Origin of the sequence: Chryseobacterium indologenes (genome assembly GCF_002025665.1) — a bacterium.
Lineage (GTDB): Bacteria > Bacteroidota > Bacteroidia > Flavobacteriales > Weeksellaceae > Chryseobacterium > Chryseobacterium metallicongregator.
The window spans coordinates 2,376,107-2,400,296 of the sequence record NZ_CP018786.1; the positions used below are offsets into that span (position 1 = coordinate 2,376,107).

Genomic DNA, 24,190 nt, shown 5'->3' on the forward strand with positions numbered 1-24,190 from the left:
TTTTTTGAAGAATAATTTTTCTATTGTATTAAAAAAGCCGGATTAAAATTAATCCGGCTCCACTTTAATTATAAAAACTTAATGAAAAAAGCTTAATAAAGCTTTAGAATTTGTAGTTTACTCCTACCTGGAATACCCCATTTCTCACAGAACCTTCTCTGTCGTATCCGTAGTGATATTTTGTTTTTACAATATCAGATAATCCGGCAGTGTATCTTACATTTATCCCAATGTTTTTGGTAATATAGTAGCCTGCTCCCAATCCGATTCCAAAATCGAAAGATTGAGTTCCATTTTTAAGAAGGCTCGTAGATTCACTTTTCTTTAACCTTGCATCAATTAAAAAATTAAATTGAGGCCCTGCTTCTACATAGAAATTTGGAAGTGCCTTATATTGGAACATTACCGGAACAGAAAGATATTCTAAATTAAGTTTTGCATTACTGCCTCCTTTTTCTTTAGCCCCCACAGCACTATATAATACTTCCGGCTGAATAGAGAAATCCTTAGCGACAGGAATATTCACAAAAACACCACCATAGAATCCTGCTTTTGAATTCATATTCATATTAGAAAGATTGGAAACATTAAGTCCCGCTTTCAAACCGAATTTGATTTTAGAAGAAGATGTGGATGGAGTTGTAGCTTCAGTAGAAGTGGAAGTGCTTTGAGCAAAAGCAAAAGTGCCTGCGATAAGTGCCAGGCCTAGAAAAATCTTTTTCATAGATTAGTTTAAATTTTACGTTGTTTAACGTCGGAGAAGCAACAAACAATATGCCGGGAACCCCCTTGTATAAAGACTTTATGGGTTTTTAACAAATTGATAAGTCATCGAATTGGGATGTATTTTTGTTGTTTTATTAACACTTTGTTATTTTAACATAAAAAAAGAACAGATTAAAAAATTAATCTGTTCTTTTCTATTGAATATAAAATTTGTTAGTGAATGTGTAGCTTATTTAAATTTATAAGCTAATCCTACCTGGAATAGGTTGTTTCTTGTAGCATCAGATCCACTAGGTCTGTTTTTCGCTACATCTGTTAAACCTGCAACATATCTTGCGGTAAGTCCTAAGTTCGGAGTGAAATAATATCCAGCTCCAAGACCAATACCAAAGTTAAATGTATTTAGATTGTCTTTGTAGTTATCGGTAGTGTTAGAATCTCCGTTTGATTCATTTTTGAACTTGTTTTTAGCACTTACCATAAAACCAAATTCCGGTCCTGCTTCCACATAAAGATTTGGAATCAGGTTGTACTGGAACATTACCGGTACTGTAATATAATCTAATTTGGTAGAAGCAGAAAACTTAGTGTTTCCTAAAGTATAATTTGATTTATTACCATATTGTGAATACTGAACCTCTGGCTGAACGCTGAATGAAGCTGCTAATGGAATGTTGGCAAATACACCTGCGTTGAATCCTATTTTAGATTTCTGATCATCAAGACCGCTATCTTTTGAAAGTGAAGAAACGTTCATACCTCCTTTTACCCCAAATGTTACCGGATTAGAAGATGTGTTTCCTGTTTGTTGAGCGAATGCGAATGTTCCTGCAGTTAACGCTAATCCTAAAATTAACTTTTTCATAACTTTAATTTTTTTAATTTTACTCTTTCTTAATTTTAAATTTTACTACTTGTTCAGCTTTTCAGTTGAACGCAGAGTATCTTTCAAATTGCTTGCCAAAAATATTTTTTATGAGTAAAATCAATAAAAAAATCACTTAGTGTTTAAGTGATTTTTTAAATATATTATTGATTATTAATGAATTGCAATTTTAAATAAATGTTTGTTTAGACGTGGTCTAAATTGACAATTTTGTCAAAAATAGGTTTTAAAATGAATTTATTTTTCGAAAAAAACGTTAAGCATCGTTCAATTTTCTATAAAAAGATAAAGATTCAAGGATATTTTCCTGGCTACATTGATGATCATAGATGCAAGAACCTATTCCCGAAAGCAGAGAGAAATTGATTTTACTGTCTGTATTCTTTTTATCGTTTAGTAATAATGCAGTAATATCTTCATCTTTAAAATCGCTGATATCAAGGTATGGATAATATCTCTGAATGTTTTCAATGATTATTTTTGAATCTTCTTCAGAAATAAGATTTTCAAGATAAGCAAGATGAGCTTCAGCAATCATTCCCATAGCCACAGCTTCACCGTGAAGGATTGGATTTTCCTGCTGCAGACATAAGCTTTCTACTGCGTGTCCTATTGTATGCCCGAAATTAAGTGTTTTTCTAATGTTCTGCTCATGAAAATCCTGATCTACAACGTTCTGCTTAATATTCATAGACGTTTGAATATGTGGAATTACCGTTTCCACTTCCAGTTTACGGATCTGTGTCAGCTGATCCCAATGATTTTTATCAGCAATTAACCCATGTTTCAGCATTTCAGCAAATCCGCTTCTTAATTCTTTAAAAGGCAATGTTTCTAAGAATTTCGGGAAAATAAAGATTTGCTCAGGGAAAGCAAAAGTTCCCACCATATTTTTATAGTGCATCAAATCTATTCCCGTCTTTCCGCCTATAGAAGCATCACACATTGATAAAAGGGTAGTAGGGATGTTAATAAACTGTATTCCTCTTTTATAAGTAGATGCTACAAATCCGCCCATATCCGTAATTACACCGCCACCAAGGTTGATTACCAGCGCTTTTCTGTCTGCCTTCATTTCTGTAAGAATTTCCCAAAGCTGATTGGCTGTCTGGATATTTTTCATTTCCTCTCCCGCTTCAATCTCTAAAATTTCAAAGCCAAGATCCGTTTCCATATTTCCTAAAAGAACAGGAAGGCAGTATTCATGGGTGTTTTCATCTACAAGAATGAAAATTTTACTGAAAGTTTTTTCGTGAAGAAACTCGTTGAGCTGTGAAAAATTATCGTTTAATATTGTTATCATCTTCTATTTTATGTAAAGTTAAAATGTAAACTATAGTGCAAAGTTATGATTCTTAATTTTTAACTCGTAACTAAATTACTATCTTTGCAGAAATTTTTAGAATGAGCAGAGATAATAATAATTCAGACAGACCAAAGAGACCAAGAATTTCAACCAAGAAAAGTTCTGATGATTCTCGTGCTTCCAGATCTGGAAATTCTTCAAGATCAAAACCTTTTAAAAAGCCTTTCTCTAAAGATGGAGGAAAAAAAGGCCCGGAACATAAAGGATCCAACTCAAGATTTGAAAAGAAACCTTTTAAAAGAAATACCGACAGTTTCGAAAATTCCAACGACGATTCAGGATCAAAATCTGAAAGAAAACCTTATATCACGAACAAAAGTGAGAGCTATGAGAAGAAATCTTTTGGAAAACCGAAGAGAGGAGGAAAGAATTTCGATACAAGAGATAAGTACGAAAGAGGCAGCCTGAAATACGGAAGAAGACCATCTAATGGAGAGGACAGAAATGATGACAAAACAAGATCTTTTGTACAGAAAAGAAGACTGAATAAAATTGAAAAAGATGTTCATAAAGACAGCATCCGTCTTAACAAGTATATCGCTAATTCAGGAATCTGCAGCAGAAGAGAAGCTGATGAACTGATTACTCAGGGGTTGGTAGAAGTCAACGGAAAGGTGGTAACTGAAATGGGATATCAGGTACAAAAAACAGACAGAGTAGTTTTTGATGGACAAAGCATTACCCCTGAAAAACCTGTATATGTACTTTTGAATAAGCCAAAAGGTTATATTTCTACTACAAAGGACGATAAAGCAAGAAAAACTGTAATGGATCTTGTAGCGAATGCTTCTCCTTACAGACTTTTCCCGGTGGGCAGACTGGACCGTTCTACAACAGGAGTTATTTTATTGACCAATGACGGACACATGACTAAGAAATTGACGCATCCATCATTTGATGCTAAGAAGATTTATCATGTAACATTGGATAAGAAGCTTACTGGTGAAGATTTACGTCTTATTGCAGAAGGTATCCGTCTTGATGAAGGAGTAGCTGTTGTTGATCAGATTTCATATATTGAAGGGAAACCTAAGAATGAAATTGGAATTGAGATCCACATCGGATGGAACCGTGTTATCAGAAGAATTTTCCAAAGATTAGGATACGAAGTAGAATCTTTAGACAGAGTAATGTTTGCAGGATTAACGAAGAAGAATATCAAGAGAGGACACTGGAGAATCCTTACAGAACTGGAAGTGAACAACCTTAAAATGCTTTAAAAAAATAATGAATGATAAGTTATAAATGATGAATAACAGATTCAGATTTTTAACTTACTTCACTCTTTCAAAAAGTATCTTTAGGATAAAAAACAAAAAGCGCAGAATTAATTTCTGCGCTTTTTTTATTATATTAGGTCATAAATTTTAAAATTCATAACTCATCATTAAAAAGAATTACCCTAATACAGTTACTCCTTTTTCAATCATTTCATAGATGGCATCTCTACCGTTGTCAGGTTTTACATTGACAGCACGTGTTCCATTGAAATGAAGACAAGTTACATATCCGTTGGCTACTGCATCCTGTGCTGTAAATTTAACACAATAGTCTAATGCCAGGCCTACGATTTCTACCAGCTGTATATCGTGATATTTCAAGAAGTCATCCAAACCGGTTTTCATAAAGTGGTTGTTATCCTGGAAACCGCTGTAGCTGTCAATTTCAATGTTTTTACCTTTCTGTACAATATGGGTTACTTTATCTCTGTTCAGATCTTTATGGAATTCTGCTCCAAAAGTTCCCTGAATACAGTGATCCGGCCACATAAATTGTGGAACTCCATTTAAAATAATACTTTCTCCTACCTTTCTTCCATTGCTGCTTGCAAAACTTTTATGACCTGCAGGATGCCAGTCTTGTGTAAGAACCACCTGATCATATTCATTTTCCTCCATCAGGAGATTGATGTATGGAATAATTTCGCTGGCTCCAGGGACTGCAAGTGCTCCGCCTTCACAAAAATCATTCTGTACATCGACTATTATTAACGCTTTTTTCATATTTTGATTTCTCGAATTTTTGATAAATTTACAAAACTAATCTTCAAAAATTTGTCCAAACCTGAATTATCGGACAAATCGACAACATAAATTTTAAATGCTTATCAATGAAGGGCATGAAAATTAAAATAATTGAAGTTTATCTGCAGCCTATTATATTTTGAGGCTTACACCAAATATCAATAGCGTATCTTTGCAGGAAATAAGTATTTTTTATGTCATTTGAATCGTTAGGATTATCACACAATATTATTCGTTCTGTCAAAAAATTAGGGTATTTAAAACCGTTCCCAATACAGGAGCAGGCTGTTCCTGTCATTTTACAAGGGAAAGATCTTATGGGAATTGCCCAGACAGGTTCCGGTAAAACAGCGTGTTTTGTGATGCCGATTCTGGAAAAATTACAGAATGCGGAAGTTAAAAAGGACCGTAATGTTCAGGTTTTGATATTGGTTCCAACCCGTGAACTGGCTATTCAGATCGATGAAGTTTGCAGAGCATTCACAGAAAATCTAAAGAGGGAAGTGCGTACGATGGCCGTGTATGGAGGTGTTTCTATCAATCCACAGATGAAGGGAATGTTTGGAGTGGAAGTTTTGATTGCAACTCCGGGGCGTTTGCTGGATTTAATTGACCATAATGCATTGAGTATTTCAGGAATTAAACATTTGGTGATTGATGAAGCTGATAAAATGTTTCAGCTAGGATTTGGTGAAGAGATGAATAAACTTTTTGCTATGATGCCTGTAGCGAAACAAACTACTTTATTTTCGGCAACATTAAATGATAAAGTTGCTGAAATGAAAGAACGTCTTTCCATTAATCCTACGATTATTGAGATTAAAAAAGAAGAAGTAGAAATTGATAATATTGAACAATTAGCCTATCATGTTGCTCCGGAAAATAAAGGTCCTTTTTTAAGATATCTGATCAAAGAAAAGAAAGTAGAAAAGGCTTTGATTTTTGTTTCATCTACAAGATCTGCAGATAATCTGGTAGAGAAACTTAAAAAGAATAAAATAAAAGCAGTGGCTATTCACAGCCAGAAATCTCAGGGAGCAAGAAGAAATAATCTGGAAGAATTTAAAGTAAACGGAGCTCAGATTTTGGTGGCTACAGACTTAATTGGGCGAGGAATCCATATTGAATCTCTGCCATGTGTTATCAATTATGAATTGCCGCGTTCGCCGCTGGATTATATTCACCGTATTGGTAGAACAGGACGTGCCAACGAAAAAGGAACTGCAATCAGTATTCTGACGGATGATGAATTACAGCATTTCAGAGTCATTCAAAAGAAAATGGGTAGAAAAGTAACTCTGCAAAGAACAGAAGGTATTGATTTACATGGATATTAATACTTTATTATAATTACGAAAGGCTTCAGTTTATACAATTGAAGCCTTTTTTAATGAAAAATCGATACCACAAAAATCATTATCGGTATAATTAATGCTTTATTCACTTTATATTCTTGAATTTTTGATAAATTCGCGCAAGCTGATATTCGTCAATTATTATAACAAATAAGAATAATACCAATCGGCAATAATTAAAAAATTAAAACCTGAACAATGATTGATTTAGAGAAAAAAAAGTTTCCAATAGGCCCGTTTGAAGTGCCTGAAAACATTTGTGATATCACATTGGATACTTATATCAAAGTAATCAAAGACTTTCCCGGCCGGCTAAAGAATCTCATTGAACACTTCACAGACGATCAATTGGATACCCCTTACAGAGAAGGAGGCTGGACAGTAAGGCAGCTTGTGAATCATCTTTCTGACAGTCATATGAACAGTTTTATCCGTTTTAAACTGGCGCTGACAGAAGAAAACCCTACCATAAAGCCTTATGACGAAGCGAAATGGGCAGAACTTCAGGACAGTTTTCATATGCCTGTAAAACCGGCCATGAGAATGTTGAAGGGAACACACCAAAGATGGGTGACACTTCTTAAAAGCCTTACAAATAAACAGTTTGAAAGAACTTTTCATCATCCTGAGCATCAAAAGAATTATAATTTAAGAGAAAGCCTTGCTTTATACGTGTGGCATTGTAATCATCATTTTGCTCATATTGAAAATCTGAAGATAGAAAAAGGTTGGTAAGGAAGAGTCTCAATAATCCAATATATTATCAGGAAATTAAAGACAGAATTTCCCTGTTATCTGAAAATTCTCATGGAAAATGGGGAAAGATGAATGTATGTCAAATGCTAAAGCATTGTGATTTAGTTCTTCAGGTGGCTTTGGGAAAGCTCGAACTTCCCCGTATTAATGTCATGTTTGAGGTAGTAGGGATTTTTACTAAAATAGAAATGCATATTTTCAATAATGGAATTCCCAGAAACATGCCTACTTTTCAAAAACTAATCGTTAATTTTGAGTGTGATTTTGATGTATCAAAAACCAATCTGCTGAAAACGCTGGAAGAATTCCGAGAAGTTTGTGAAAAAAACAACCTGCCGGACCGCCACAGATTATTCGGTATAATGACTGAAAAAGACTGGACATTTTTAGAGTACAAACATCTTGATCATCATCTAAAACAATTTAATGTATGAGTTTTTTTGATAAAATATTCGGTGGTAAAAACGAAACCCCTGACCAAAAAACATTCTGGAAAAAGATAGAATCTGAAGAAGACCTTGCCAAAGCAATAGAAGACTCTTTTCAGAATAAAATAGCGATATTCAAACATTCTACAAGCTGTTTCATAAGCAGGACAGTTTTGAAAAACTTTGAAAAAGAAATAGAGAATTCAGACCAGCCGGTGAATGTATACTATCTGGATTTATTGGCACACAGACCTGTTTCTAACAAAATAGCAGCAGATTTTGAAATCAGACACGAAAGTCCGCAACTGATTGTCATAGAGAACGGAAAGCCTGTTAACAATGCTTCACACCAGGATATTTCTTTAAGCCAGATTGTATCATGAAGAATATAAATAATTATTTAGCCAAAGTTTTAAATGTTCCGCTTCAGAATGTGAATACGTGTAGCCTGCACTATGAAGTAAAGAAAATTCCTAAAAATCAGTTTCTTCTTCAGTATGGTGAAATCTGCCGTCATATATTCTTTGTAGAAAAAGGATTGATAAAGATGTATTCTATTGATAAAAACGGAAAGGAACATATTATACAGTTTGCTCCGGAAAGTTGGTTGATTTCTGACCGAAGCAGTCTTTATTTCAATGAGAAATCTATTTATTATATAGAAGCAGTGGAAGATTCTGAAGTTTTGTTTCTTCACCCTGATTTCTTCAACAAACTGGTAGAACAATTTCCGAACAGCATCGAAAGAAGTGATTTTCTTCTTCAGAAACATATCAGAAGTCTTCAAAACAGGATCAACTCTTTATTGGGAGAGACTGCAGAAGAAAGGTATATGAAATTCATCAAAATGTATCCGGATTTACTCCTGAGAGTTCCGCAATGGATGATTGCTTCTTACCTTGGAATTACCCCTGAGAGCCTGAGCCGTGTAAGAAAGGAGCTGGCGAGAAAAAATTTCATCCCGGATAACAAATAGGAAAAGCTGGAAGATGGAGGCGGGAAGTTCTGTTGAATATAAAGAACTTTAACAACTATTGTTTAGATTTATCAATAAGAATTGAGATAAGTTATTTTTAAAGCTATGTTAACTTCAATCTTCCAGCCTCCATCTTCCTTACTTTAAATAAATCTTTTTGGCAAGCTGTCCAACCTGTCTGAGTTTTGCCTGTGTATCTTCCGACCATGGAAGCCCGATGCAGAGCCTCATACAGTTTTCAAACTGTTCCTGAAAGGTAAACATTCTTCCGGGAGCGATGCTGATATTCTGTTTGATGGCCAGATCGTATAATTCTGTTGTTCGAACCTTTTGATCAAATTCTACCCATAAAGACAAACCTCCCTGCGGACGGCTGGTTTTTGTACCTTCAGGAAAGAATTCTGCAATGGTCTGTACATAGTTCTGATAATTGAACTGTAATGTTCTGCGAAGCTGCTGAAGATGTTTTTCATATTTTCCGGATTTCAGAAAGTTGGCAACAGCTTCATTTACAATGGAAATAGAAGACGTAGAATGCAGAAGTTTAAGTTTCATGATTTTGTCTTTATATTTCCCCGGAGCAATCCAGCCTACACGATAGCCTGGAGCTAATGTTTTTGAAATAGAGCTGCAATACAGTACATTTCCGTCTTTATCGAAAGATTTACAGCATTTCGGACGACTGGAACCAAAATAAAGGTCTCCATAGACATCATCTTCTATCAACGGAATATTATTTTCAGAAAGTATTTTTACAATTTCTTTTTTGTTTTCATCGGGCATACAGCTTCCCAAAGGTGAATTGAAATTGGGAATCAAAAGGCACAGATCTATTTTAGGAATTAATTTTTTTAAAGCCTCAATTTCTATTCCGGTAGTAGGGTGGGTAGGAAGTTCCAGAACTTTTAATCCTAAACCATTGGCAAGCTGAAGAATTCCTGGGTAACAAGGACTTTCGATAGCAACGGTGTCTCCTGGTTTTCCTAAAGCCATTAAGCAAAAAGAAAGAGCGTTCATTCCACCATTGGTGGTAATCAGGTCATTTTCGCTCAAATTTCCTCCCCATTGTAAGGAACGTACAGCAATCATTCTTCTTAATTTCAGGTTTCCCTGGAGTTCTTCATATTCGGTGCCGCCGTCTTTTAATTCTCTAGTGGCGTTTACAATTTCTTTCTTCAGTTTAGCCTGAGGTAAGAGATCTCCTGATGGGATCCCGATAGAGAAAAAGGTAAGATCTTTTTTACCCATATTTTCATATACCTTACTGATCAGTTCATCCGGTTCATCATTATTGGCGATCAATGATGGGCGGCTTACTTCGGGCAAAGGAAGTTTGGCAGAGAGCAGCTGGCTTACAAAATAACCAGATTGTGGCTTAGATTCTACCAAAGACTGGGATTCCAGTTCCAGAAAAACACGTTTGGCTGTATTCATACTCACCTGATGCTCCTGGCATAGCATTCTCACAGAAGGAAGCTTGTCTCCTGTCTTTAGAATACCACTTCTGATCTGTCCTGCAATGCCGTCTGCAATTTCTGTATATAAAAATTCTTTACTCATAATTTTAAACTGTGCTCATGCAAATATACAAAACTGATACTGTGTTTATCTAATTATCCTTTCTAATTTTGAATATCAATTAAAAGCTTAAATAAAATGATGACAAAACAACTATCAAAAGATGAAAATATAAGTGGTTGGATCAATGGATTTATAGGAGTAGTCTTATTTAGTGGCGGTTTGCCGGCTACTAAATTAGCCGTAATGGAAATGAGTCCTACTTTTGTAACCATAGTTCGTGCAGCGGTTGCAGGCGTTTTGGCGCTTATCGTATTATGGCTGGGGAAAGAAAAACGTCCTGTCAAAAAAGATCTGATTCCATTATTGTTGGTTTCTCTTGGGTGTGTGGTTGGGTTTCCCCTTCTTTCTGCGTTGGCGCTTCAATATCTTACTTCAGCGCATTCTATTGTATTTCTGGGAATGCTCCCTTTGGCAACTGCCGTATTTGGTGTGATGCGTGGCGGAGAAAGACCTCATCCTATATTTTGGTTTTTCTCGATTGTGGGAAGCCTCTTAGTGATTGGCTATGCTGTTTCACAAGGAATATCAGCATCACCTATTGGCGATATTCTGATGCTGCTTGCTGTTATTTTATGTGGGATGGGTTATGCTGAAGGAGCTAAATTATCCAAAACATTAGGAGGATGGCAGGTAATTTCCTGGGCTTTGGTATTGGCACTGCCAGTAATGATTCCTTTATTTTTCATTTATTTTCCGGCTGATATTCAGAATGTCAGCTTTCAGGGATGGTTTGGAATGGCTTATATTTCTCTTTTCAGTATGTTTATTGGTTTTATCTTTTGGTATAAAGGATTGGCACAGGGAGGAATTGCAACTGTTGGCCAGCTGCAGTTACTTCAACCTTTCTTTGGCCTGGCCCTGGCTGCCTGGCTTCTTCATGAACAGGTGAGTATGGGTATGCTTGGCGTAACAGTAGGAGTGATATTATGTGTTGCAGGAACTAAGAAATTTGCAAAATAATCAAATATAAAACATTCCTGACTTCAGTTATAAGAAAAATAGGTTCATCATAAATTTCCTTTTGCCTCATCACTACAAAAATAAGGACGAATTTTATTTCCAAAATAAATCCAATCCCTTCCGGTACAATATAGGGTGTGCGGTTTTTTCAAAAAAACTTGTATATATCACAAAAACCCATAACAATAAAATATCAAAAAAATAACAGATTTTCCTGTTGCTACTTCGAAAATCCCGTTTTAATCAAATAAAGCGGGGTTTATTGTTTGGTGTTTTTACATATTGTTGAAATTAAAATTTTTAAAATAAGATATCAAAAAAGCAATTTAATTGTGTTTTTAGTAATGATATTTAATTAATAAATGCAAAAAGATTTAAAGTTGTTGAAATTTTTAACATTTTTTAACTTTAACAATAATAATTAAGGTGCGGTTTTTGCATGCATCTTAGAATCGATTACCAATTAATATTTTTACTAAGACTAGGGAGATAGGAAGAAGAAAACAATTCCAAAAAAAGCTATTATGGTTATCGACGAAAACATTTTGATTTCAGCGGGAGCAGAAACGAGACATTATACCCCTTCAGAAGTAATATTCTTTGAAGGGGACATTCCTAATTATTATTATCAGATTGTTAAAGGAGAAGTAAAGCTCAACAATTATAATGAAGAAGGCAAAGAGTTTATTCAAAATATTTTATCAGACGGGGAAAGCTGTGGAGAATCTATCCTTTTTATAGAAAAACCTTATCCAGTAAATGCAGAAGCTATTACAGAATGTAGTATTCTGAGACTTCATAAATCTGCTTTTTTCAATCTGCTGAATCAATCTCCGGAATTATATATGGAGGTAAACAGTTTTCTTTCAGAACGTCTTTATTATAAATTCATTATGATGCAGAGCCTTTCATCTCAAAATCCTTCTATACGGCTTAGAGGACTAATGGATTATCTTAAAAGTTCTCAAAAAGATCTGAGCCCTTATTCTTTTTTGGTTCCCTTAACGAGACAGCAAATGGCGAGTCTTACAGGGCTTTGTGTGGAAACCGCGATAAGAACGATTAAACACATGGAAAGAGATAAAATTGTGAGAATTGAAAATCGTAAAATTCTATATTAACCTTATTTCAGGCATATTATTTGTTTTTCATTAAAAAAATCCATTGAAATTATGAAAACAATAAGTTGCATGAATATTGATGAAAATCTTTTGTACTCCTATGGCGCAGAAGACAGGATATATAAAAAAAAGGAAGTTGTTTTTAAAGAAGAAGATCATGCGCTTTATTATTTTCAGATTGGTAGCGGAAAGGTGAAGCTTAATAATTATAGTGAAGAAGGAAAAGAGTTTATTCATAATATTTTAGGTAAAAACCAAAGCTTTGGGGAAGCAATGCTTTTTCTTAGTCAGGATTATCCTGTGAATGCAGTTTGTCTTGAAACATCCAGAATTATAAGACTTCCCAAAAATAATTTTCTGGAAATGATCGATAAACATCCTCATCTTTCTCTTGAAATGAATGCCTGTTTTTCACAGGAAATTTATTATAAATTGAAAATGATGCAGAGTCTTGCTTCACTAAATCCTATGCAGAGACTGAAAGGCTTAATGGATTATCTTAAAAGCTATCATGATGAAGACTGTCATCATTGTTTCCATATTGCATTTACACGTCAACAGATTGCTAATCTTACGGGCTTGCGTGTAGAAACAGTAATCAGAAACTTAAAAAAAATGGAAAAAGATGGCATACTGTCTTTAAAAGATCGTAAAATTTTATATTAAATATGATTTTAATGACTCAGATCATAAAAAAGTGAGTTATTCTTATGTACATTTGATAGAGCAGTTTTCAATACCATTCTTAAGATCTTAGCTAAAATGAATATAAAAGTATTCATTTTTGAAATTGCTGTTTAGTGCCAGTTACGGGCTATAATAACCAAACTATATTCATATTATGGCCAATAAAACTACAGAATCCCACAATACCAACCCCGCTATAAGAAAACCGGATGAGAATGAAGGACTTATATTGGAAAATGACATAGAAAAAGCTCTGCTTCACCCATTTTTTGTAAGTGCAATCAACAATATTTATAGTACTGAAAATGAAGACTGGGAACTCACAGATAATACCGAAACATCTGTTAATTTTAATGAAAAGCAGGGAGATTAAAAGGGTACAGTATACTTTATAGCTTGCTGATAACAGGCTTATTTTAACCATGAAATCAAAATGTATGAACTGTCAGAAAATAATAAATACCCTGAAGCACAAAGAATTTATAAAAGTAATTCATCAAGGAGATTGCTTTGAAGATGGAGCAGCGGTTTATGCTAAAGAAATTAAAGAAAATATCTTTCTTTTGTTTATCATCCTGAAAGATATTGATATTGAAAACATACAGGCGCTCATTGCTCATTTTGACTGCTTCGGCAGCATCGGACTGAAAGAACCGGAACAAATCATGTTTTACTTGTCTATTAAAGATAAAAATGACCTTCATTATTTCGAGCAATATTTAAAAGCTTCCCATAACTAATACCATTTTTTGAATATGATATTTGAGAACGACACCTTACGGCATTCCGGGTTGAATGATAAGAATAATATGATAGAGAATGAGTCTCTGTTTCCGCCTATAATTAATTCATACGGAGTGACGGCTTTTCTGATCAAGTCTTTGGAGAAGATCAAAAAGAATGCAACATGTGATGTCCTTAAAGGAACAATAAATACATGCATCGAAGAGTATATTCTTCATATCCGTGAATTTCATTCCCAAAATACATCTGTTACTGCGGGGAGGGAAACAGAAGTAAGGTTTGAATCACTTTCTTTCAGTTTATATGCAAAGACAGCTTATTATAAGGTTTTGAAAGAAGAAGAATATATCAATAGGTTTCTTGATATTCTTGAGAACAGTAAAACAGATTAGGTTTTAGACAGCCTTGTTGAAAATGTCTTTACATTTTAATAATTTATAAAAACACCTTTCACACCATTTACAATACTTAATCATGAAAGCTGCTGTATTCATTTGTTCAGCAGCTTTTTGGTCTCTTTTATGACCGTTTTAAATGAACCTCACAAAATAAAATATTATGGAATTTCAACAGAATCTTCTCAATTATATAAGTCAGTTTCTTGTAGCTGCTGATGAATCTGTTTCAATCGCTGAAAGTGTTACTTCCGGTTGTCTGCAGCTTGCTTTTTCACAGATGCCGGATGCTCCTTTATTCTACAAAGGCGGTATGACAACTTATACACTGCCGGAAAAAGTAAGACTTCTTAAGGTCAGCAGACCTGGACCTGATGATTATGACGGAGCTGCAGAAGCTATTTCTCAGGCTATGGCTCTCAATGTGGCAAAGCTTTTTGAATCAGACTGGTCCATTTCTACAACCGGTTATTGTACTCCAATTATTAATTCAGGTTACAAGGTTTTCGCTTATTTTTCATTTTCTTATAAAGGAGAAATTATTCTTACAAAGAAGCTGGAACTACATCCTAAAACTCAAGCTTTAAATGCTCAGTTATATTATACAGAATTTATTCTGGGATGTTTTAAAAGTGAACTTAATAGGGTGTTAATTCTAAAATAAGTATTGGAATTAAATGATAAGTTCTATCCAAAAATTTTAATTTTTATTCACCTTTGGCTTGGTCTGCATAATCGCAAAATAAGATGATGTGAATGCTGAAAGACTTTGATATCCTACTTTATAAGCTACTTCACTCAAGGTATATTGTTTGGTATCTATCAATTCGATACTCTTTAAAATCCTGGTCAGCTGCAGGTATTTTTGTAAGGTAATTCCTGTTTCATTTTTGAAAATTCTCTGGAGACTTCTCACAGACATTTGTGCTTTTTCGGCTAAAGAATCAATATCCAGATTATATTTAAAATTAGAGTTGATATCATTGCATACAGGAATCAGCCTGGTATCAGTAGGTACAGGAATTTCCAGGCCGCTACTTTCCCTGCAGAAATTAGGAAGACTCTTTAAAATAGCCTTAAAGAAGATATCCTGTTCTTCATTTTCATCCAGAGATTGGTTCCATTTTGAAGCATACAAAAGCATTTCTTTCAAAACAGGGGGAACGGCAAATACCTGAACATTCTGATAAAATTCATCTTCAAAAACAGATTTGAAAAGAAATACCATCAGATTAACGGTTTGTGCCTCTGAAGTAATTTTGTGTGCTTTTTCTGAGGGAATCCAGATGACATGATGTTGCGGGACAAGATAAATTTTCCTGTCAATATGAAAATACTGATACCCTTCTTCCACAAATGTAAGCTGAGCACGGTTATGCCTGTGTTCATAATCATCATGTTTCCAGTTTTTTTCGCACCATACATAAGCTTCTTTTTCTATAGAATCTACAAACTGGCTTTCTGTTTTTTCAATCAGTCCACATTTCATGTTGTCGTTTTATATGTATATTTTGGCAAATTTAATAAAAACGACAGTAGTAATTTTGTATTATCAATGTAATAACTACATGATTTAATTCAAAATATAATCTATATCTTATTCAGAATGAAAAAACTATGTCTTTTTTTTGTTTTAATTTTATTATCTAATAACACCCAAATCATGGCACAAAATAAAGCTAAAATATTGGTTCTTATCCATTCAGACAATGGGGGAACTTACGAACTGGCTAAAGAAATAGCCAAAGGAGTGGAAAGCGAAAATAATGCAGTCCCTTATATCAAATTAGTTAAAGCTTCACAAAATCCAACTCTGAAAAATCTTCCTGTCGCAACAGTAGATGAACTAACCTCTTATGATGGAATTGCTTTTGGTTCACCGGTTTATTTCGGGAATATCAGTACGGGAATGAGTGAATTTTTATCTAAAACCGTTCAGTTATGGACCAATCATGCTTTGGAAGGCGTTCCTGCCACTGTTTTCATGTCAGCGGGAAGTGGAGCAGGAAAGGAGCTTGCTCTTCAGGCCTTCTGGAACAGCCTTGCTGTGCATGGGATGGTATTGATGTCTAATGGAATTCGTGGGACAGAAGAGCTGAACAAAGCTATTCCACAGGGAAATACTGTTTTAGGAATTACCAGCATGGCTTCTCTGAAAGATGTGGAAAGACCCACCAAAGGAGAACGAAATATTGCTGAACTTCAGGGAAGAAATTTCGCGAAAATAGCATTGGCGTTAAAGAATACTCATCCTAAGAAAACGGTAGTTGCTGCTACAAATCACCTGAATTTCAGTGAAATTCTTAAGCAAAAAAATATTACACTTCCACAGGTTCCAAAACCGGCAGGAAATTATCAGCCGTTTGTCCGTTCGGGAAATCTGGTATTTATCAATCAGGTTGCTTTAAAGGATGGTAAAATTTTCAATCCGGGGAAATTAGGCGTTGAAGTAAATGAGCAACAAGTAAAAGATGCTACAAAAGTAACTATGCTGAACGTTATTTCCGTACTGAATGAAGCGGTGGGAGGAGATTTGAGCAGAGTAAAACAGTGTGTTCAGCTTACAGGAATCTTTAATACCAAAGATGATTATACAAAACATGCAGATCTGATGAACGTTGCTTCTGATCTGGCTGTAGAAGTCTTCGGGGAAAAAGGAAAACATGCCAGAGCTACTTTGGGGGCTTCTTCCATTCCTGTGGGTTCTTCCGTAGAGATTCAGGCTGTCTTTGAAGTAGAGTAGTGTTCCATACTCATTTAATAGTTTCTGCCTTATCCAAATTAATAATTTTTTTTTTTTTTACATAAAAATCTTCCAGATCTGACAGATTACACAAAGCATACAAATCTGTGTAATCTGTAAAATCTGCGAGGGATAAAAACATCCGGTATAATTATTTCCCATTATAATTCAACCTTATCTTTGATCACAAACCTTGAAAAAATCTCAGCAATCAAAGGAATACTTTGTTCCAGCTGTTCTTCGGAAAGTGCTCCATAGCTTAATCTGAATCCATTTACATTATTTTGACTGTATTGCTTAGGATGAATAATCTTAATGTTTTTTTCCAGTAATAAAGTTGTTACCACATTCCAATTCAATTGTACTTTAGGAACAATCCAAAAAGCCAGACCACCTTCGGGTAATGTAAAATCTGCAATATCTTTCATATGTTTCTTTAGCAATTCAAAAACAAAATCTCTTTTGTTCTTATAATGAACGGTTGCTTTTCTGATATGCTTTTTTATGGCACCTTCTTTAATGAGCTGAAGAACTGCCTGTTCCATGATGACATCTCCATGCACATCAATAATCTTTCTCAGATCACCAATTCTTTTCAGCAGTTCCTGATTTTTAGTGGTCAGATACCCAATCCTCAAAGCAGGCGCAACCACCTTACTTAAAGTTCCGATATACACATAATTGTGCAGTTCGGGAAAACTTGAAATCGGGAGAATAGGACGATATCCGAAGTGAAACTCATTATCATAATCATCTTCAATGATGGTCATATTGTACTTATTTGACAACTCAATCAGTTTTAATCTTCTTGAAAGGCTTAGGGTAACTGTTGTAGGATATTGTCTATGAGGAGTACTATATAATGCTTTTATATTCTGATGTTGTTTTAAAAGCTTTTCAACAGCCTCAATATCGATTCCTTCATGATCTACAGGCACGGACAAAAGCTGTGCTCCTGCATATTGAAAGGCTTGCCATGCAGGCTGATAGCCAGGATCTTCTACAATAACAAGATCACCAGCACTTAAAAGACTCTGAGCAGTAAGGAACATGCCCATCTGACTGCCTCGGGTGATAGAAATTTCGTTTTCATGAATATGCATTCCACGCTGATGATTAAGCATCTGAGAGATCATTTTTCTGAATTCCAAATCTCCATGTTCATCTCCATAACCCATCATCTGCCACTTGGCTTTGATGCTGAAAATTTGTCTATAGGCTCTTGCTAGTTCTGTTACAGGTGCAATTTTACTGTCGGGATGGCCATCATCGAAATTAATTAAAATTCCGTTAGGTAGTACCTGCTGATTTTTAGAATCATGTAGCGCATCTGCATTTTTTTCATGCAAGGCAGGGAGCTTTTCTGATACGAAAATGCCTTTTCTTTCTCTGGAAATCACCCATTCTTCATTGATCAGCACCTGATAGGCTTCTACAACGGTATTCCTGTTAATCTTTAAGGATTGTGCAAGATTTCGACTTCCGGGAAGTGCATTACCTGCTTTTAATCTTCCTGTACGAATATCAGCGATAATAGTATCCGCAATCTGTAGATAAACTGCTTTATCAAGCTTTTTATCAATTTCTAATTCCAATTTCCAAGGTCTTAACATCTGGACTATCTATTTATGTAAAAACTGAATCATTTAAACAGTCCAAATATAAAATAATTTTGTCATGCAATAAAGCACAAAACCATAATAATTTTAAAATCATGGACAAGAAACAATTCAGTTCTAAAGATTTCCACGAAACTTTTGCAAGACCAAAGTATGTAAAGCCAAGCCATTTGATCCATAAAAATGTAGAAAATGCAGGAGAACACAATCAGTTTTCAACAGAAAGAAAGCATCCCGTTTTCTTTGTAGATCTTCCGAGTAAGAATGTGAGTATGACGATAGGAGGCTTAACTCCCGGACAGCAAACCAACAGACACCGCCATACTTATGAAACTGTATTATTTGTAATTGAAGGAAAAGGCTGGACAGAAGTAGAAGATGAAAGAGTACATTGGGAAGCTGGTGATGCTGTATATATCCCTTCCTGGGCCTGGCATAAACACCAGAATCTGAGCGATACCGAACCTGCCAAATATATCGCCTGTGAAAATGCCCCTCAGTTGCAGAACTTAGGAGTTGCTTTGAGAGAGGAAGAAGGAAGAGATCTCTAATATGAATATTTTAAACCATTAAGGGAAACCGTTCTTCTGTTGTATTTGATATCGGATATGATTTTTTTAAGCGCGAAGCTAGTCTTACTATTCTTAAAAGCTTATTCTCTCCTAATGGTTTAAAAATAATCTTAAACTTTTAAACAAAAAAACATGAAAAATGTGCCATTCAAAGGAATTATAGCTTATCCCATAACTCCTTTTGATAAAAATGAAAAAGTAGATATTCCGCTTTTCAAACATTTGGTAGAAAGACTGATTACTTCCGGAAGCCATGGTATCGCTCCATTGGGGAGTACAGGAGTAATGCCTTATCTGTCTGACGAAGAAAAAGAAGAAGTTACTGAAGCTACTTTACAGCAGGTAAAAGGCAGAATTCCGACGTTGGTAGGAGTTTCCAACCTTACAACAGAAAAAACAATTCATCATGCTCAGTTCGCAGAAAAAGCCGGGGCAGATGCGGTAATGATTATTCCGATGAGTTACTGGAAGTTGACCGATGATGAAATTGTAGCGCACTATGATGCCGTAGCGCGTAAGATTTCCATTCCGATTATGGCGTACAATAATCCGGCAACAAGTGGAGTAGATATGTCTCCGGCTTTGCTGAAAAGGCTGCTTGAAATTTCCAATGTAACGATGATCAAAGAAAGTACGGGAGACATCCAGAGAATGCATTATCTAAGGAGAGAACTTGGTGAAGAGGTTGCATTCTATAATGGTTCCAATCCTTTGGCTCTGGCTGCATTTTCTGCGGGAGCGAGAGGCTGGTGTACTGCAGCTCCCAATCTCATTCCCGAACTGAATATCGGTCTTTATAATGCAGTGGAGGAAGGAGATCTTGAGAAAGCAAAAACAATTTTCTATCAGCAGTTTGATCTTTTAAAATTTATTGTGAACAAAGGATTACCAAGAGCCGTGAAATCCGGTCTCAATATTCTGGGAGAAGATGGCGGTAATTTACGAAGCCCTTTAAAACCTTTACATGAAAAAGAAACCGAAGAATTAAAAAATATTATTAAAACCCTTATTAATTAGTACAATCATATGAAAAAATCCATTTTTTATCATGCAGGATGCCCTGTATGTATCAGCGCAGAACATGATATCGTCAACCTTATAGGTTTGGAAAATGTTGAGATTATCCATTTAGGTAATGACAAAAACAAAATTGAAGATGCTGAAAAGGCAGGTGTAAAATCTGTACCTGCGTTAGTAACACCCAATGGGAATGTTCTTCATATTAATTTTGGAGCGTCTATGGAAGATGTGAAAAATTAGAGAATCATTAATCTTGTATAAACGGCTCAATTTCTTGAGCCGTTTTTTATCTCTTACAGATCCCACAGATTAAGTGATAATTGGATGCAAATCTGCTTAATTTGCAATATCTGCGAGAGAATTTATTGCTTATTACGAACTTCCTAAATTATTGCATTTCCTTCTACACCATCAGCATTATTAGTTTTATTTCCTGTGATTGCAGAAGCTACAAAACTGAAAAGGCTGACCAGTTTCCCTGCTTTGGTATCCCAATAATAGGTTTCTTTAGGTTCTACACGGATAATGGTAACATTGGGATCATCTTTTCCGTCAAACCAGGCTTTAGCCAGAGGAGACCATTTATCTTCTATCGTCGCTTTATCTTTATAAACAGAAGCTTTTCCGTAAATTGAAAGATATTGGGAATCGCTGTTGTTCATAAAAAACAGTTGTACTCTGCGGTCTTCTTTTATCTCAAAATTTTTGTTGCTGGTACCACTACTGATAAACCATAGATTTCCGCTGTCGTCTGTTTCCTGCAGGGTCATGGGTCTTGAATTGATGGGAGTAGTTTCCAATTCTGTACAAAACATACATATTCTTGCTTTTTCTGACAACTCTTTGATCTTTTTGATCGCTTCGAGGTGGGTAAGATTTTGTGTTGACATACTATACTATTTTAAGTGATTGGTAAGTAGTATAAGATTCAAATACCTGACCAAAAGGGAATAAAGTGTGGTATCTTACATGGATTTCTTTTAGTTTTTTTAGAAATCACGAAGAAGCAGAATAATTTTTAATACTACATAAGGTGCAAGAATTTTATTAATTTTTATCTCTTGCAGATCGCACAGATTTCGCAGATGATTGTGTATATATCGTAATTGGCAAAATCTGCGAGAGAATTAAATAACTGATTTTGCATGTCTTAAATTTAGAGATTGTCTTTTTCTGTCAATAAGTTTTCTGTAAATTTGATGGATGCAGATTTCGCCTCCCAAACATCTGGCTCCTTATATCAGACATTATATCTTTTTGGAAAATTCCCAAGAGGATATAAAAAGTTTAAGGCTCTTTACGGATGGTAGTTCCGGATTGATACTATCCGGAGACATGAATCTGTATTCCTGTATTTCTGAGGACCGGATGCCACTTTCCTTTTTCTACGGTACTTTAAACGGTTACAGGGATTTCTTTTCAAAAGGTAAGTTTTCTCTTATGGCCATCGTATTTCAACCTTATTTTTTGAATATTCTTTTGAAAACTTCAGCCAAAGAAATTCGCAATCAGATTATCTCCGTGGAAGATGTTTTGAAAAATAAGCTGGAAGTGTTTCAGGAAAAATTGTTTAATAAAGAGAATTCTTTAGCCATAATCAATGATCTGAATATCTTTTTCACCCATTTTTTATCCGAAAAAATGAGTACAGATTATCATTTAATAACAACTACACAACAATATCTTCTTCAAAATAAAGGCTCTGTGTCCTCCAAAGATTTGCAGCATTTTACCGGATATTCTGAACGGCATCTGGAAAGGAAGTTTGAATATCATATGGGAATATCTCCCAAAAAATATGGAAATATTATCCGTCTTCATTACTTTTTAAGCCTTATGAATAATGGGATTGATGATAAAAAAATGACCACACTTTCTTACGAAGCGGGATATTCTGATCAGTCTCATCTTATCAGGGAATTTAAAAATAATATTGGGCTTACTCCTAAACAATATTTACATACAGAAAATAAAATGGCGGTTAATTTTATTGAGCTGTAAATTGATATGGCGGTTTTATACAATTTTTAAGAAGCGACACAGCCTAGTTTTGCTTAAAAAAAAGTATGAATATTAAAATTTCGACGGCACAATTTGAAAACAAAAGTGGTGATAAAGTTTATAACCTATCCGTTATAGAAAAATTAGCTGGAGAGGCAGCATCCAAAGGTTCTCATGTAATTGTTTTCCATGAATGTTCCATTACAGGCTATACTTTTGCCCGAAAACTTTCCAGAGAGCAACTTATTGATATTTCAGAACTTATTCCGGATGGTGAGAGTATTAAAAGACTACAAGAGATTTCTACAAAGCATAATATCACCATACTGGCCGGATTGTTTGAGAAAGATGAACATGATAACATCTTCAAGGCTTATGTTTGTGTAGACAAAACTGGATTAAAAGCAAAGTACAGAAAACTGCATCCTTTCATCAATCCGCATCTTACACCAGGCAATGAGTATTGTGTTTTTGATATTATGGGCTGGAAATGTGGAATTCTCATCTGCTATGATAATAATGTTATTGAAAATGTAAGAGCTACAAGACTTTTGGGTGCAGAAATCATTTTCATGCCCCATGTTACGATGTGTACGCCTTCCACAAGGCCGGGAGCTGGGTTTGTTGATTCTCAGCTTTGGGACAAGAGGGTAGCAGATCCTACATCTTTACGTCTTGAATTTAATGGAATGAAAGGGCGGGACTGGCTGATGAAGTGGCTTCCGTCCAGAGCTTATGATAACGGAGCGTATATTGTTTTTTCAAATCCAATTGGTATGGATGATGACCAGCTTAAAAACGGGTGTTCCATGATTATAGATCCCTTTGGAGATGTGATTGCAGAATGCCACTCGTGGGAAGATAGCTTTGAATCGGCTGTCATTACCTCTGAAAAACTAACTCAGGCAGGAGGGTCTCGCTATATTAAAGCCAGAAGACCTGAATTATACAGGAATATCATTGGGCAAGATCATTCATCAGAACAAAAAGTAGTTTGGCTTAACAATAATACTTATTAAAAAATTGAATCTCTTCTGTAATAATAGCAGGAGAGATTCATTGCTTTTATGGATGGATAGTTGCCTCCAGGTCGGTCCAGGCACCTCCGTTATAGATATGTTTAAAGCCTCTTTCTTTCAGGATATTTTCGGCTTTTACGCTTCTGAGTCCGTGAGAACACACTGTGATGTATGTTCTTTTCGGATCTAATTCTACATACCTTTCTCTGATTGTTCCTAAAGAAATATTCACAGAACCTTCTATATGCCCTGTTTTATATTCCTTTTCCGTTCTTACATCCAAAATGACAGCTCCTTTTTTGAGGAGTTCCGGTAAACCGTTATCTAAGGTCTGGAATCGGTAAACCTTGTAGACTACATACAGGATAAGAGCTATTCCACAGAATATAAGAATACTTTTCATAGCTTGCTCAGAATTTTTTTATCAACATAAAAAGTGCCGAACGGAATAAAGCAGGCCAAAATCACTTTCCAGGTTATTTCTTTAAACTTCCATTTCTGTTCTACACCAACGCTCAGTGTGTTGAACAGGAACAAGAGGAATAATGTTCCGTGTACAGGGCCGATGAGTCTTACCAATAAAGGATTTCCCATCCAATACTTCATAGGAACGGCAATGCCTATCAGCGTCAGTAATGAGATCCCTTCTAAAATAGCCAGAATTCTCAGCCGTCCGATTTTTGTTTTAAATAAATCTATCATAATTATCTGAAATAAGGTCTGTTTACAAAAGGAGAAAAAGGCCACGGAATGGCAATGAAAATAATGATCAGTGCTATTGAAAACCAGATCCCCACAGTCTTGAATTTTTCATTATCTGAAGATCTTCTTTTGGCTAAAGCAGAGCCTATTGTAATGAGAATAATGGCTATAATCATCAGTGAAATATGAATCATTCCGAAAAACAGATGTTCAAAAGAGTCTTTAGCTTCCTTAAAATTTTTCCAAAAGTATTTGATTACCGGGCTTTTAATATAAAACACCATTCCAATAACCAGTTGGATGTGGGCTATGGTAGCGGTCCAGTGTCTTACTGCATTATCTCTTCCTGTAAATTCTCTGTCAGAATAATATCCTTTGAAAGAGCGGTATACTGCATAAGTCAGGCTTATTAAGACCAGCCATCTGGTGAGTGAATGTAAAAAAGTAAAGGTTTGGTACATGGGTTATTTTTTTAGAACAGGACAAAGGTATAATAAAAACATACTAAT

The 24,190-nt window shown here is 35.2% G+C and carries 30 protein-coding genes; 19 read left to right on the forward strand and 11 right to left on the reverse strand.

Annotated elements, in window-relative coordinates; genetic code table 11:
* Window positions 1-103 precede the first annotated feature (103 nt).
* The 3 genes from BUE84_RS10745 to aroB all read right to left on the reverse strand — a co-directional run bounded on the left by BUE84_RS10745 (window position 104) and on the right by aroB (window position 2,915).
* Window positions 104-724, reverse strand: a complete 621-nt coding sequence (locus tag BUE84_RS10745; protein ID WP_079241624.1) for a porin family protein — start codon at window positions 722-724, stop codon at window positions 104-106.
* A 231-nt stretch (window positions 725-955) separates the two neighbouring features.
* Complete coding sequence (locus BUE84_RS10750) at window positions 956-1,591, reverse strand: porin family protein (protein ID WP_034698274.1); 636 nt, start codon at window positions 1,589-1,591, stop codon at window positions 956-958.
* Window positions 1,592-1,868: 277 nt separating this feature from the next.
* Window positions 1,869-2,915 (reverse strand): 3-dehydroquinate synthase, encoded by a 1,047-nt coding sequence (aroB, locus tag BUE84_RS10755; protein ID WP_079241625.1) that lies wholly within the window; start codon window positions 2,913-2,915, stop codon window positions 1,869-1,871.
* Between the two features lie 101 nt (window positions 2,916-3,016).
* On the opposite strand from aroB, the gene BUE84_RS10760 reads away from it, so the two are divergent.
* Entirely contained in the window at window positions 3,017-4,198 is a 1,182-nt protein-coding gene (locus tag BUE84_RS10760; RefSeq protein ID WP_238594401.1) for a pseudouridine synthase, read from the forward strand.
* A gap of 177 nt (window positions 4,199-4,375) precedes the next feature.
* Here BUE84_RS10760 and pncA read toward each other — a convergent pair whose 3' ends face one another.
* Window positions 4,376-4,981, reverse strand: a complete 606-nt coding sequence (gene pncA / locus BUE84_RS10765) for a bifunctional nicotinamidase/pyrazinamidase (RefSeq protein ID WP_034698270.1) — start codon at window positions 4,979-4,981, stop codon at window positions 4,376-4,378.
* A gap of 215 nt (window positions 4,982-5,196) precedes the next feature.
* Here pncA and BUE84_RS10770 point away from each other — a divergent pair, with 215 nt between their 5' ends.
* The 5 genes from BUE84_RS10770 (at window position 5,197) to BUE84_RS10790 (ending at window position 8,517) form a co-directional block, all read left to right on the forward strand.
* A complete protein-coding gene (locus BUE84_RS10770; RefSeq protein WP_034698269.1) occupies window positions 5,197-6,339 on the forward strand; it encodes a DEAD/DEAH box helicase in 1,143 nt (380 codons plus the stop codon).
* Window positions 6,340-6,555: 216 nt separating this feature from the next.
* On the forward strand, window positions 6,556-7,092 hold the full coding sequence (locus BUE84_RS10775) for a YfiT family bacillithiol transferase (RefSeq protein ID WP_079241626.1): 537 nt from the start codon (window positions 6,556-6,558) through the stop codon (window positions 7,090-7,092).
* Window positions 7,093-7,181: 89 nt separating this feature from the next.
* Window positions 7,182-7,547 (forward strand): DUF1569 domain-containing protein, encoded by a 366-nt coding sequence (locus BUE84_RS10780; RefSeq protein WP_238594402.1) that lies wholly within the window; start codon window positions 7,182-7,184, stop codon window positions 7,545-7,547.
* Complete coding sequence (gene ytxJ, locus BUE84_RS10785; protein ID WP_079241627.1) at window positions 7,544-7,924, forward strand: bacillithiol system redox-active protein YtxJ; 381 nt, start codon at window positions 7,544-7,546, stop codon at window positions 7,922-7,924. Before BUE84_RS10780 ends, ytxJ begins: the two co-directional genes overlap by 4 nt.
* Window positions 7,921-8,517: a Crp/Fnr family transcriptional regulator gene (locus tag BUE84_RS10790; RefSeq protein WP_034698263.1), complete on the forward strand. Its 597-nt coding sequence runs from the start codon at window positions 7,921-7,923 to the stop codon at window positions 8,515-8,517. The genes ytxJ and BUE84_RS10790 overlap by 4 nt, the downstream gene beginning before the upstream one ends.
* A gap of 138 nt (window positions 8,518-8,655) precedes the next feature.
* Here the strand turns inward: BUE84_RS10790 and BUE84_RS10795 are convergent, their stop codons facing one another.
* Window positions 8,656-10,077, reverse strand: coding sequence for a PLP-dependent aminotransferase family protein (locus BUE84_RS10795; RefSeq protein WP_079241628.1), 1,422 nt, complete (start codon window positions 10,075-10,077; stop codon window positions 8,656-8,658).
* Window positions 10,078-10,173: 96 nt separating this feature from the next.
* Between BUE84_RS10795 and BUE84_RS10800 the strand changes: the two genes are divergently transcribed.
* From BUE84_RS10800 to BUE84_RS10830, 7 genes are all read left to right on the forward strand, one after another.
* Entirely contained in the window at window positions 10,174-11,058 is an 885-nt protein-coding gene (locus BUE84_RS10800) for a DMT family transporter (protein WP_079241629.1), read from the forward strand.
* 524 nt (window positions 11,059-11,582) lie between these two features.
* Window positions 11,583-12,179 (forward strand): Crp/Fnr family transcriptional regulator, encoded by a 597-nt coding sequence (locus BUE84_RS10805; RefSeq protein ID WP_079241630.1) that lies wholly within the window; start codon window positions 11,583-11,585, stop codon window positions 12,177-12,179.
* A gap of 51 nt (window positions 12,180-12,230) precedes the next feature.
* The gene (locus BUE84_RS10810) at window positions 12,231-12,845 is read left to right on the forward strand and encodes a Crp/Fnr family transcriptional regulator (protein ID WP_238594403.1); all 615 of its coding nucleotides are present in this window, start codon (window positions 12,231-12,233) and stop codon (window positions 12,843-12,845) included.
* 175 nt (window positions 12,846-13,020) lie between these two features.
* Window positions 13,021-13,239: a hypothetical protein gene (locus BUE84_RS10815; protein WP_079241631.1), complete on the forward strand. Its 219-nt coding sequence runs from the start codon at window positions 13,021-13,023 to the stop codon at window positions 13,237-13,239.
* Between the two features lie 64 nt (window positions 13,240-13,303).
* Window positions 13,304-13,606: a hypothetical protein gene (locus BUE84_RS10820; protein ID WP_145953233.1), complete on the forward strand. Its 303-nt coding sequence runs from the start codon at window positions 13,304-13,306 to the stop codon at window positions 13,604-13,606.
* Window positions 13,607-13,675: 69 nt separating this feature from the next.
* Window positions 13,676-14,002 carry a hypothetical protein gene (locus BUE84_RS10825; protein WP_158521354.1) on the forward strand — a complete coding sequence of 109 codons (327 nt, stop codon included), beginning with the start codon at window positions 13,676-13,678 and terminating at the stop codon, window positions 14,000-14,002.
* Between the two features lie 166 nt (window positions 14,003-14,168).
* On the forward strand, window positions 14,169-14,669 hold the full coding sequence (locus BUE84_RS10830) for a CinA family protein (RefSeq protein WP_079241634.1): 501 nt from the start codon (window positions 14,169-14,171) through the stop codon (window positions 14,667-14,669).
* A gap of 36 nt (window positions 14,670-14,705) precedes the next feature.
* On the opposite strand, the gene BUE84_RS10835 is transcribed toward BUE84_RS10830, so the two are convergent.
* On the reverse strand, window positions 14,706-15,494 hold the full coding sequence (locus BUE84_RS10835; RefSeq protein ID WP_079241635.1) for an AraC family transcriptional regulator: 789 nt from the start codon (window positions 15,492-15,494) through the stop codon (window positions 14,706-14,708).
* A gap of 117 nt (window positions 15,495-15,611) precedes the next feature.
* On the opposite strand from BUE84_RS10835, the gene BUE84_RS10840 reads away from it, so the two are divergent.
* Window positions 15,612-16,748, forward strand: a complete 1,137-nt coding sequence (locus BUE84_RS10840; RefSeq protein WP_079241636.1) for an Atu1372/SO_1960 family protein — start codon at window positions 15,612-15,614, stop codon at window positions 16,746-16,748.
* A 161-nt stretch (window positions 16,749-16,909) separates the two neighbouring features.
* Here BUE84_RS10840 and BUE84_RS10845 read toward each other — a convergent pair whose 3' ends face one another.
* Entirely contained in the window at window positions 16,910-18,361 is a 1,452-nt protein-coding gene (locus tag BUE84_RS10845; RefSeq protein WP_079241637.1) for a PLP-dependent aminotransferase family protein, read from the reverse strand.
* Window positions 18,362-18,462: 101 nt separating this feature from the next.
* Between BUE84_RS10845 and BUE84_RS10850 the strand changes: the two genes are divergently transcribed.
* The 3 genes from BUE84_RS10850 (at window position 18,463) to BUE84_RS10860 (ending at window position 20,199) form a co-directional block, all read left to right on the forward strand.
* Window positions 18,463-18,918, forward strand: a complete 456-nt coding sequence (locus BUE84_RS10850; RefSeq protein ID WP_034698222.1) for a cupin domain-containing protein — start codon at window positions 18,463-18,465, stop codon at window positions 18,916-18,918.
* A 153-nt stretch (window positions 18,919-19,071) separates the two neighbouring features.
* Complete coding sequence (locus tag BUE84_RS10855; RefSeq protein WP_079241638.1) at window positions 19,072-19,956, forward strand: dihydrodipicolinate synthase family protein; 885 nt, start codon at window positions 19,072-19,074, stop codon at window positions 19,954-19,956.
* A 9-nt stretch (window positions 19,957-19,965) separates the two neighbouring features.
* The gene (locus BUE84_RS10860; RefSeq protein WP_079241639.1) at window positions 19,966-20,199 is read left to right on the forward strand and encodes a thioredoxin family protein; all 234 of its coding nucleotides are present in this window, start codon (window positions 19,966-19,968) and stop codon (window positions 20,197-20,199) included.
* Window positions 20,200-20,342: 143 nt separating this feature from the next.
* Here the strand turns inward: BUE84_RS10860 and BUE84_RS10865 are convergent, their stop codons facing one another.
* A complete protein-coding gene (locus BUE84_RS10865; protein ID WP_079241640.1) occupies window positions 20,343-20,849 on the reverse strand; it encodes a pyridoxamine 5'-phosphate oxidase family protein in 507 nt (168 codons plus the stop codon).
* A 313-nt stretch (window positions 20,850-21,162) separates the two neighbouring features.
* Here BUE84_RS10865 and BUE84_RS10870 point away from each other — a divergent pair, with 313 nt between their 5' ends.
* Window positions 21,163-21,960, forward strand: a complete 798-nt coding sequence (locus BUE84_RS10870; RefSeq protein WP_079241641.1) for a helix-turn-helix domain-containing protein — start codon at window positions 21,163-21,165, stop codon at window positions 21,958-21,960.
* Between the two features lie 65 nt (window positions 21,961-22,025).
* On the forward strand, window positions 22,026-22,979 hold the full coding sequence (locus BUE84_RS10875) for a nitrilase family protein (protein WP_079241642.1): 954 nt from the start codon (window positions 22,026-22,028) through the stop codon (window positions 22,977-22,979).
* Window positions 22,980-23,025: 46 nt separating this feature from the next.
* On the opposite strand, the gene BUE84_RS10880 is transcribed toward BUE84_RS10875, so the two are convergent.
* The 3 genes from BUE84_RS10880 to BUE84_RS10890 are packed head-to-tail and all read right to left on the reverse strand — an operon-like array spanning window position 23,026 to window position 24,142.
* The gene (locus BUE84_RS10880; RefSeq protein WP_079241643.1) at window positions 23,026-23,382 is read right to left on the reverse strand and encodes a rhodanese-like domain-containing protein; all 357 of its coding nucleotides are present in this window, start codon (window positions 23,380-23,382) and stop codon (window positions 23,026-23,028) included.
* On the reverse strand, window positions 23,379-23,681 hold the full coding sequence (locus BUE84_RS10885) for a DUF3817 domain-containing protein (RefSeq protein WP_079241644.1): 303 nt from the start codon (window positions 23,679-23,681) through the stop codon (window positions 23,379-23,381). The genes BUE84_RS10880 and BUE84_RS10885 overlap by 4 nt, the downstream gene beginning before the upstream one ends.
* A 2-nt stretch (window positions 23,682-23,683) precedes the next feature.
* Window positions 23,684-24,142, reverse strand: a complete 459-nt coding sequence (locus tag BUE84_RS10890) for a hypothetical protein (protein WP_079241645.1) — start codon at window positions 24,140-24,142, stop codon at window positions 23,684-23,686.
* Window positions 24,143-24,190 lie beyond the last annotated feature (48 nt).

What these genes read in the sequence shown, in the direction of transcription:
- BUE84_RS10745 (WP_079241624.1), bottom strand. Translation starts at nt 724, where the DNA reads ATGAAAAAGATTTTTCTAGGCCTGGCACTTATCGCAGGCACTTTTGCT.
- BUE84_RS10750 (WP_034698274.1), bottom strand. Translation starts at nt 1,591, where the DNA reads ATGAAAAAGTTAATTTTAGGATTAGCGTTAACTGCAGGAACATTCGCA.
- aroB (WP_079241625.1), bottom strand. Translation starts at nt 2,915, where the DNA reads ATGATAACAATATTAAACGATAATTTTTCACAGCTCAACGAGTTTCTT.
- BUE84_RS10760 (WP_238594401.1), top strand. Translation starts at nt 3,017, where the DNA reads ATGAGCAGAGATAATAATAATTCAGACAGACCAAAGAGACCAAGAATT.
- pncA (WP_034698270.1), bottom strand. Translation starts at nt 4,981, where the DNA reads ATGAAAAAAGCGTTAATAATAGTCGATGTACAGAATGATTTTTGTGAA.
- BUE84_RS10770 (WP_034698269.1), top strand. Translation starts at nt 5,197, where the DNA reads ATGTCATTTGAATCGTTAGGATTATCACACAATATTATTCGTTCTGTC.
- BUE84_RS10775 (WP_079241626.1), top strand. Translation starts at nt 6,556, where the DNA reads ATGATTGATTTAGAGAAAAAAAAGTTTCCAATAGGCCCGTTTGAAGTG.
- BUE84_RS10780 (WP_238594402.1), top strand. Translation starts at nt 7,182, where the DNA reads ATGAATGTATGTCAAATGCTAAAGCATTGTGATTTAGTTCTTCAGGTG.
- ytxJ (WP_079241627.1), top strand. Translation starts at nt 7,544, where the DNA reads ATGAGTTTTTTTGATAAAATATTCGGTGGTAAAAACGAAACCCCTGAC.
- BUE84_RS10790 (WP_034698263.1), top strand. Translation starts at nt 7,921, where the DNA reads ATGAAGAATATAAATAATTATTTAGCCAAAGTTTTAAATGTTCCGCTT.
- BUE84_RS10795 (WP_079241628.1), bottom strand. Translation starts at nt 10,077, where the DNA reads ATGAGTAAAGAATTTTTATATACAGAAATTGCAGACGGCATTGCAGGA.
- BUE84_RS10800 (WP_079241629.1), top strand. Translation starts at nt 10,174, where the DNA reads ATGATGACAAAACAACTATCAAAAGATGAAAATATAAGTGGTTGGATC.
- BUE84_RS10805 (WP_079241630.1), top strand. Translation starts at nt 11,583, where the DNA reads ATGGTTATCGACGAAAACATTTTGATTTCAGCGGGAGCAGAAACGAGA.
- BUE84_RS10810 (WP_238594403.1), top strand. Translation starts at nt 12,231, where the DNA reads ATGAAAACAATAAGTTGCATGAATATTGATGAAAATCTTTTGTACTCC.
- BUE84_RS10815 (WP_079241631.1), top strand. Translation starts at nt 13,021, where the DNA reads ATGGCCAATAAAACTACAGAATCCCACAATACCAACCCCGCTATAAGA.
- BUE84_RS10820 (WP_145953233.1), top strand. Translation starts at nt 13,304, where the DNA reads ATGAACTGTCAGAAAATAATAAATACCCTGAAGCACAAAGAATTTATA.
- BUE84_RS10825 (WP_158521354.1), top strand. Translation starts at nt 13,676, where the DNA reads ATGATAGAGAATGAGTCTCTGTTTCCGCCTATAATTAATTCATACGGA.
- BUE84_RS10830 (WP_079241634.1), top strand. Translation starts at nt 14,169, where the DNA reads ATGGAATTTCAACAGAATCTTCTCAATTATATAAGTCAGTTTCTTGTA.
- BUE84_RS10835 (WP_079241635.1), bottom strand. Translation starts at nt 15,494, where the DNA reads ATGAAATGTGGACTGATTGAAAAAACAGAAAGCCAGTTTGTAGATTCT.
- BUE84_RS10840 (WP_079241636.1), top strand. Translation starts at nt 15,612, where the DNA reads ATGAAAAAACTATGTCTTTTTTTTGTTTTAATTTTATTATCTAATAAC.
- BUE84_RS10845 (WP_079241637.1), bottom strand. Translation starts at nt 18,361, where the DNA reads ATGTTAAGACCTTGGAAATTGGAATTAGAAATTGATAAAAAGCTTGAT.
- BUE84_RS10850 (WP_034698222.1), top strand. Translation starts at nt 18,463, where the DNA reads ATGGACAAGAAACAATTCAGTTCTAAAGATTTCCACGAAACTTTTGCA.
- BUE84_RS10855 (WP_079241638.1), top strand. Translation starts at nt 19,072, where the DNA reads ATGAAAAATGTGCCATTCAAAGGAATTATAGCTTATCCCATAACTCCT.
- BUE84_RS10860 (WP_079241639.1), top strand. Translation starts at nt 19,966, where the DNA reads ATGAAAAAATCCATTTTTTATCATGCAGGATGCCCTGTATGTATCAGC.
- BUE84_RS10865 (WP_079241640.1), bottom strand. Translation starts at nt 20,849, where the DNA reads ATGTCAACACAAAATCTTACCCACCTCGAAGCGATCAAAAAGATCAAA.
- BUE84_RS10870 (WP_079241641.1), top strand. Translation starts at nt 21,163, where the DNA reads ATGCAGATTTCGCCTCCCAAACATCTGGCTCCTTATATCAGACATTAT.
- BUE84_RS10875 (WP_079241642.1), top strand. Translation starts at nt 22,026, where the DNA reads ATGAATATTAAAATTTCGACGGCACAATTTGAAAACAAAAGTGGTGAT.
- BUE84_RS10880 (WP_079241643.1), bottom strand. Translation starts at nt 23,382, where the DNA reads ATGAAAAGTATTCTTATATTCTGTGGAATAGCTCTTATCCTGTATGTA.
- BUE84_RS10885 (WP_079241644.1), bottom strand. Translation starts at nt 23,681, where the DNA reads ATGATAGATTTATTTAAAACAAAAATCGGACGGCTGAGAATTCTGGCT.
- BUE84_RS10890 (WP_079241645.1), bottom strand. Translation starts at nt 24,142, where the DNA reads ATGTACCAAACCTTTACTTTTTTACATTCACTCACCAGATGGCTGGTC.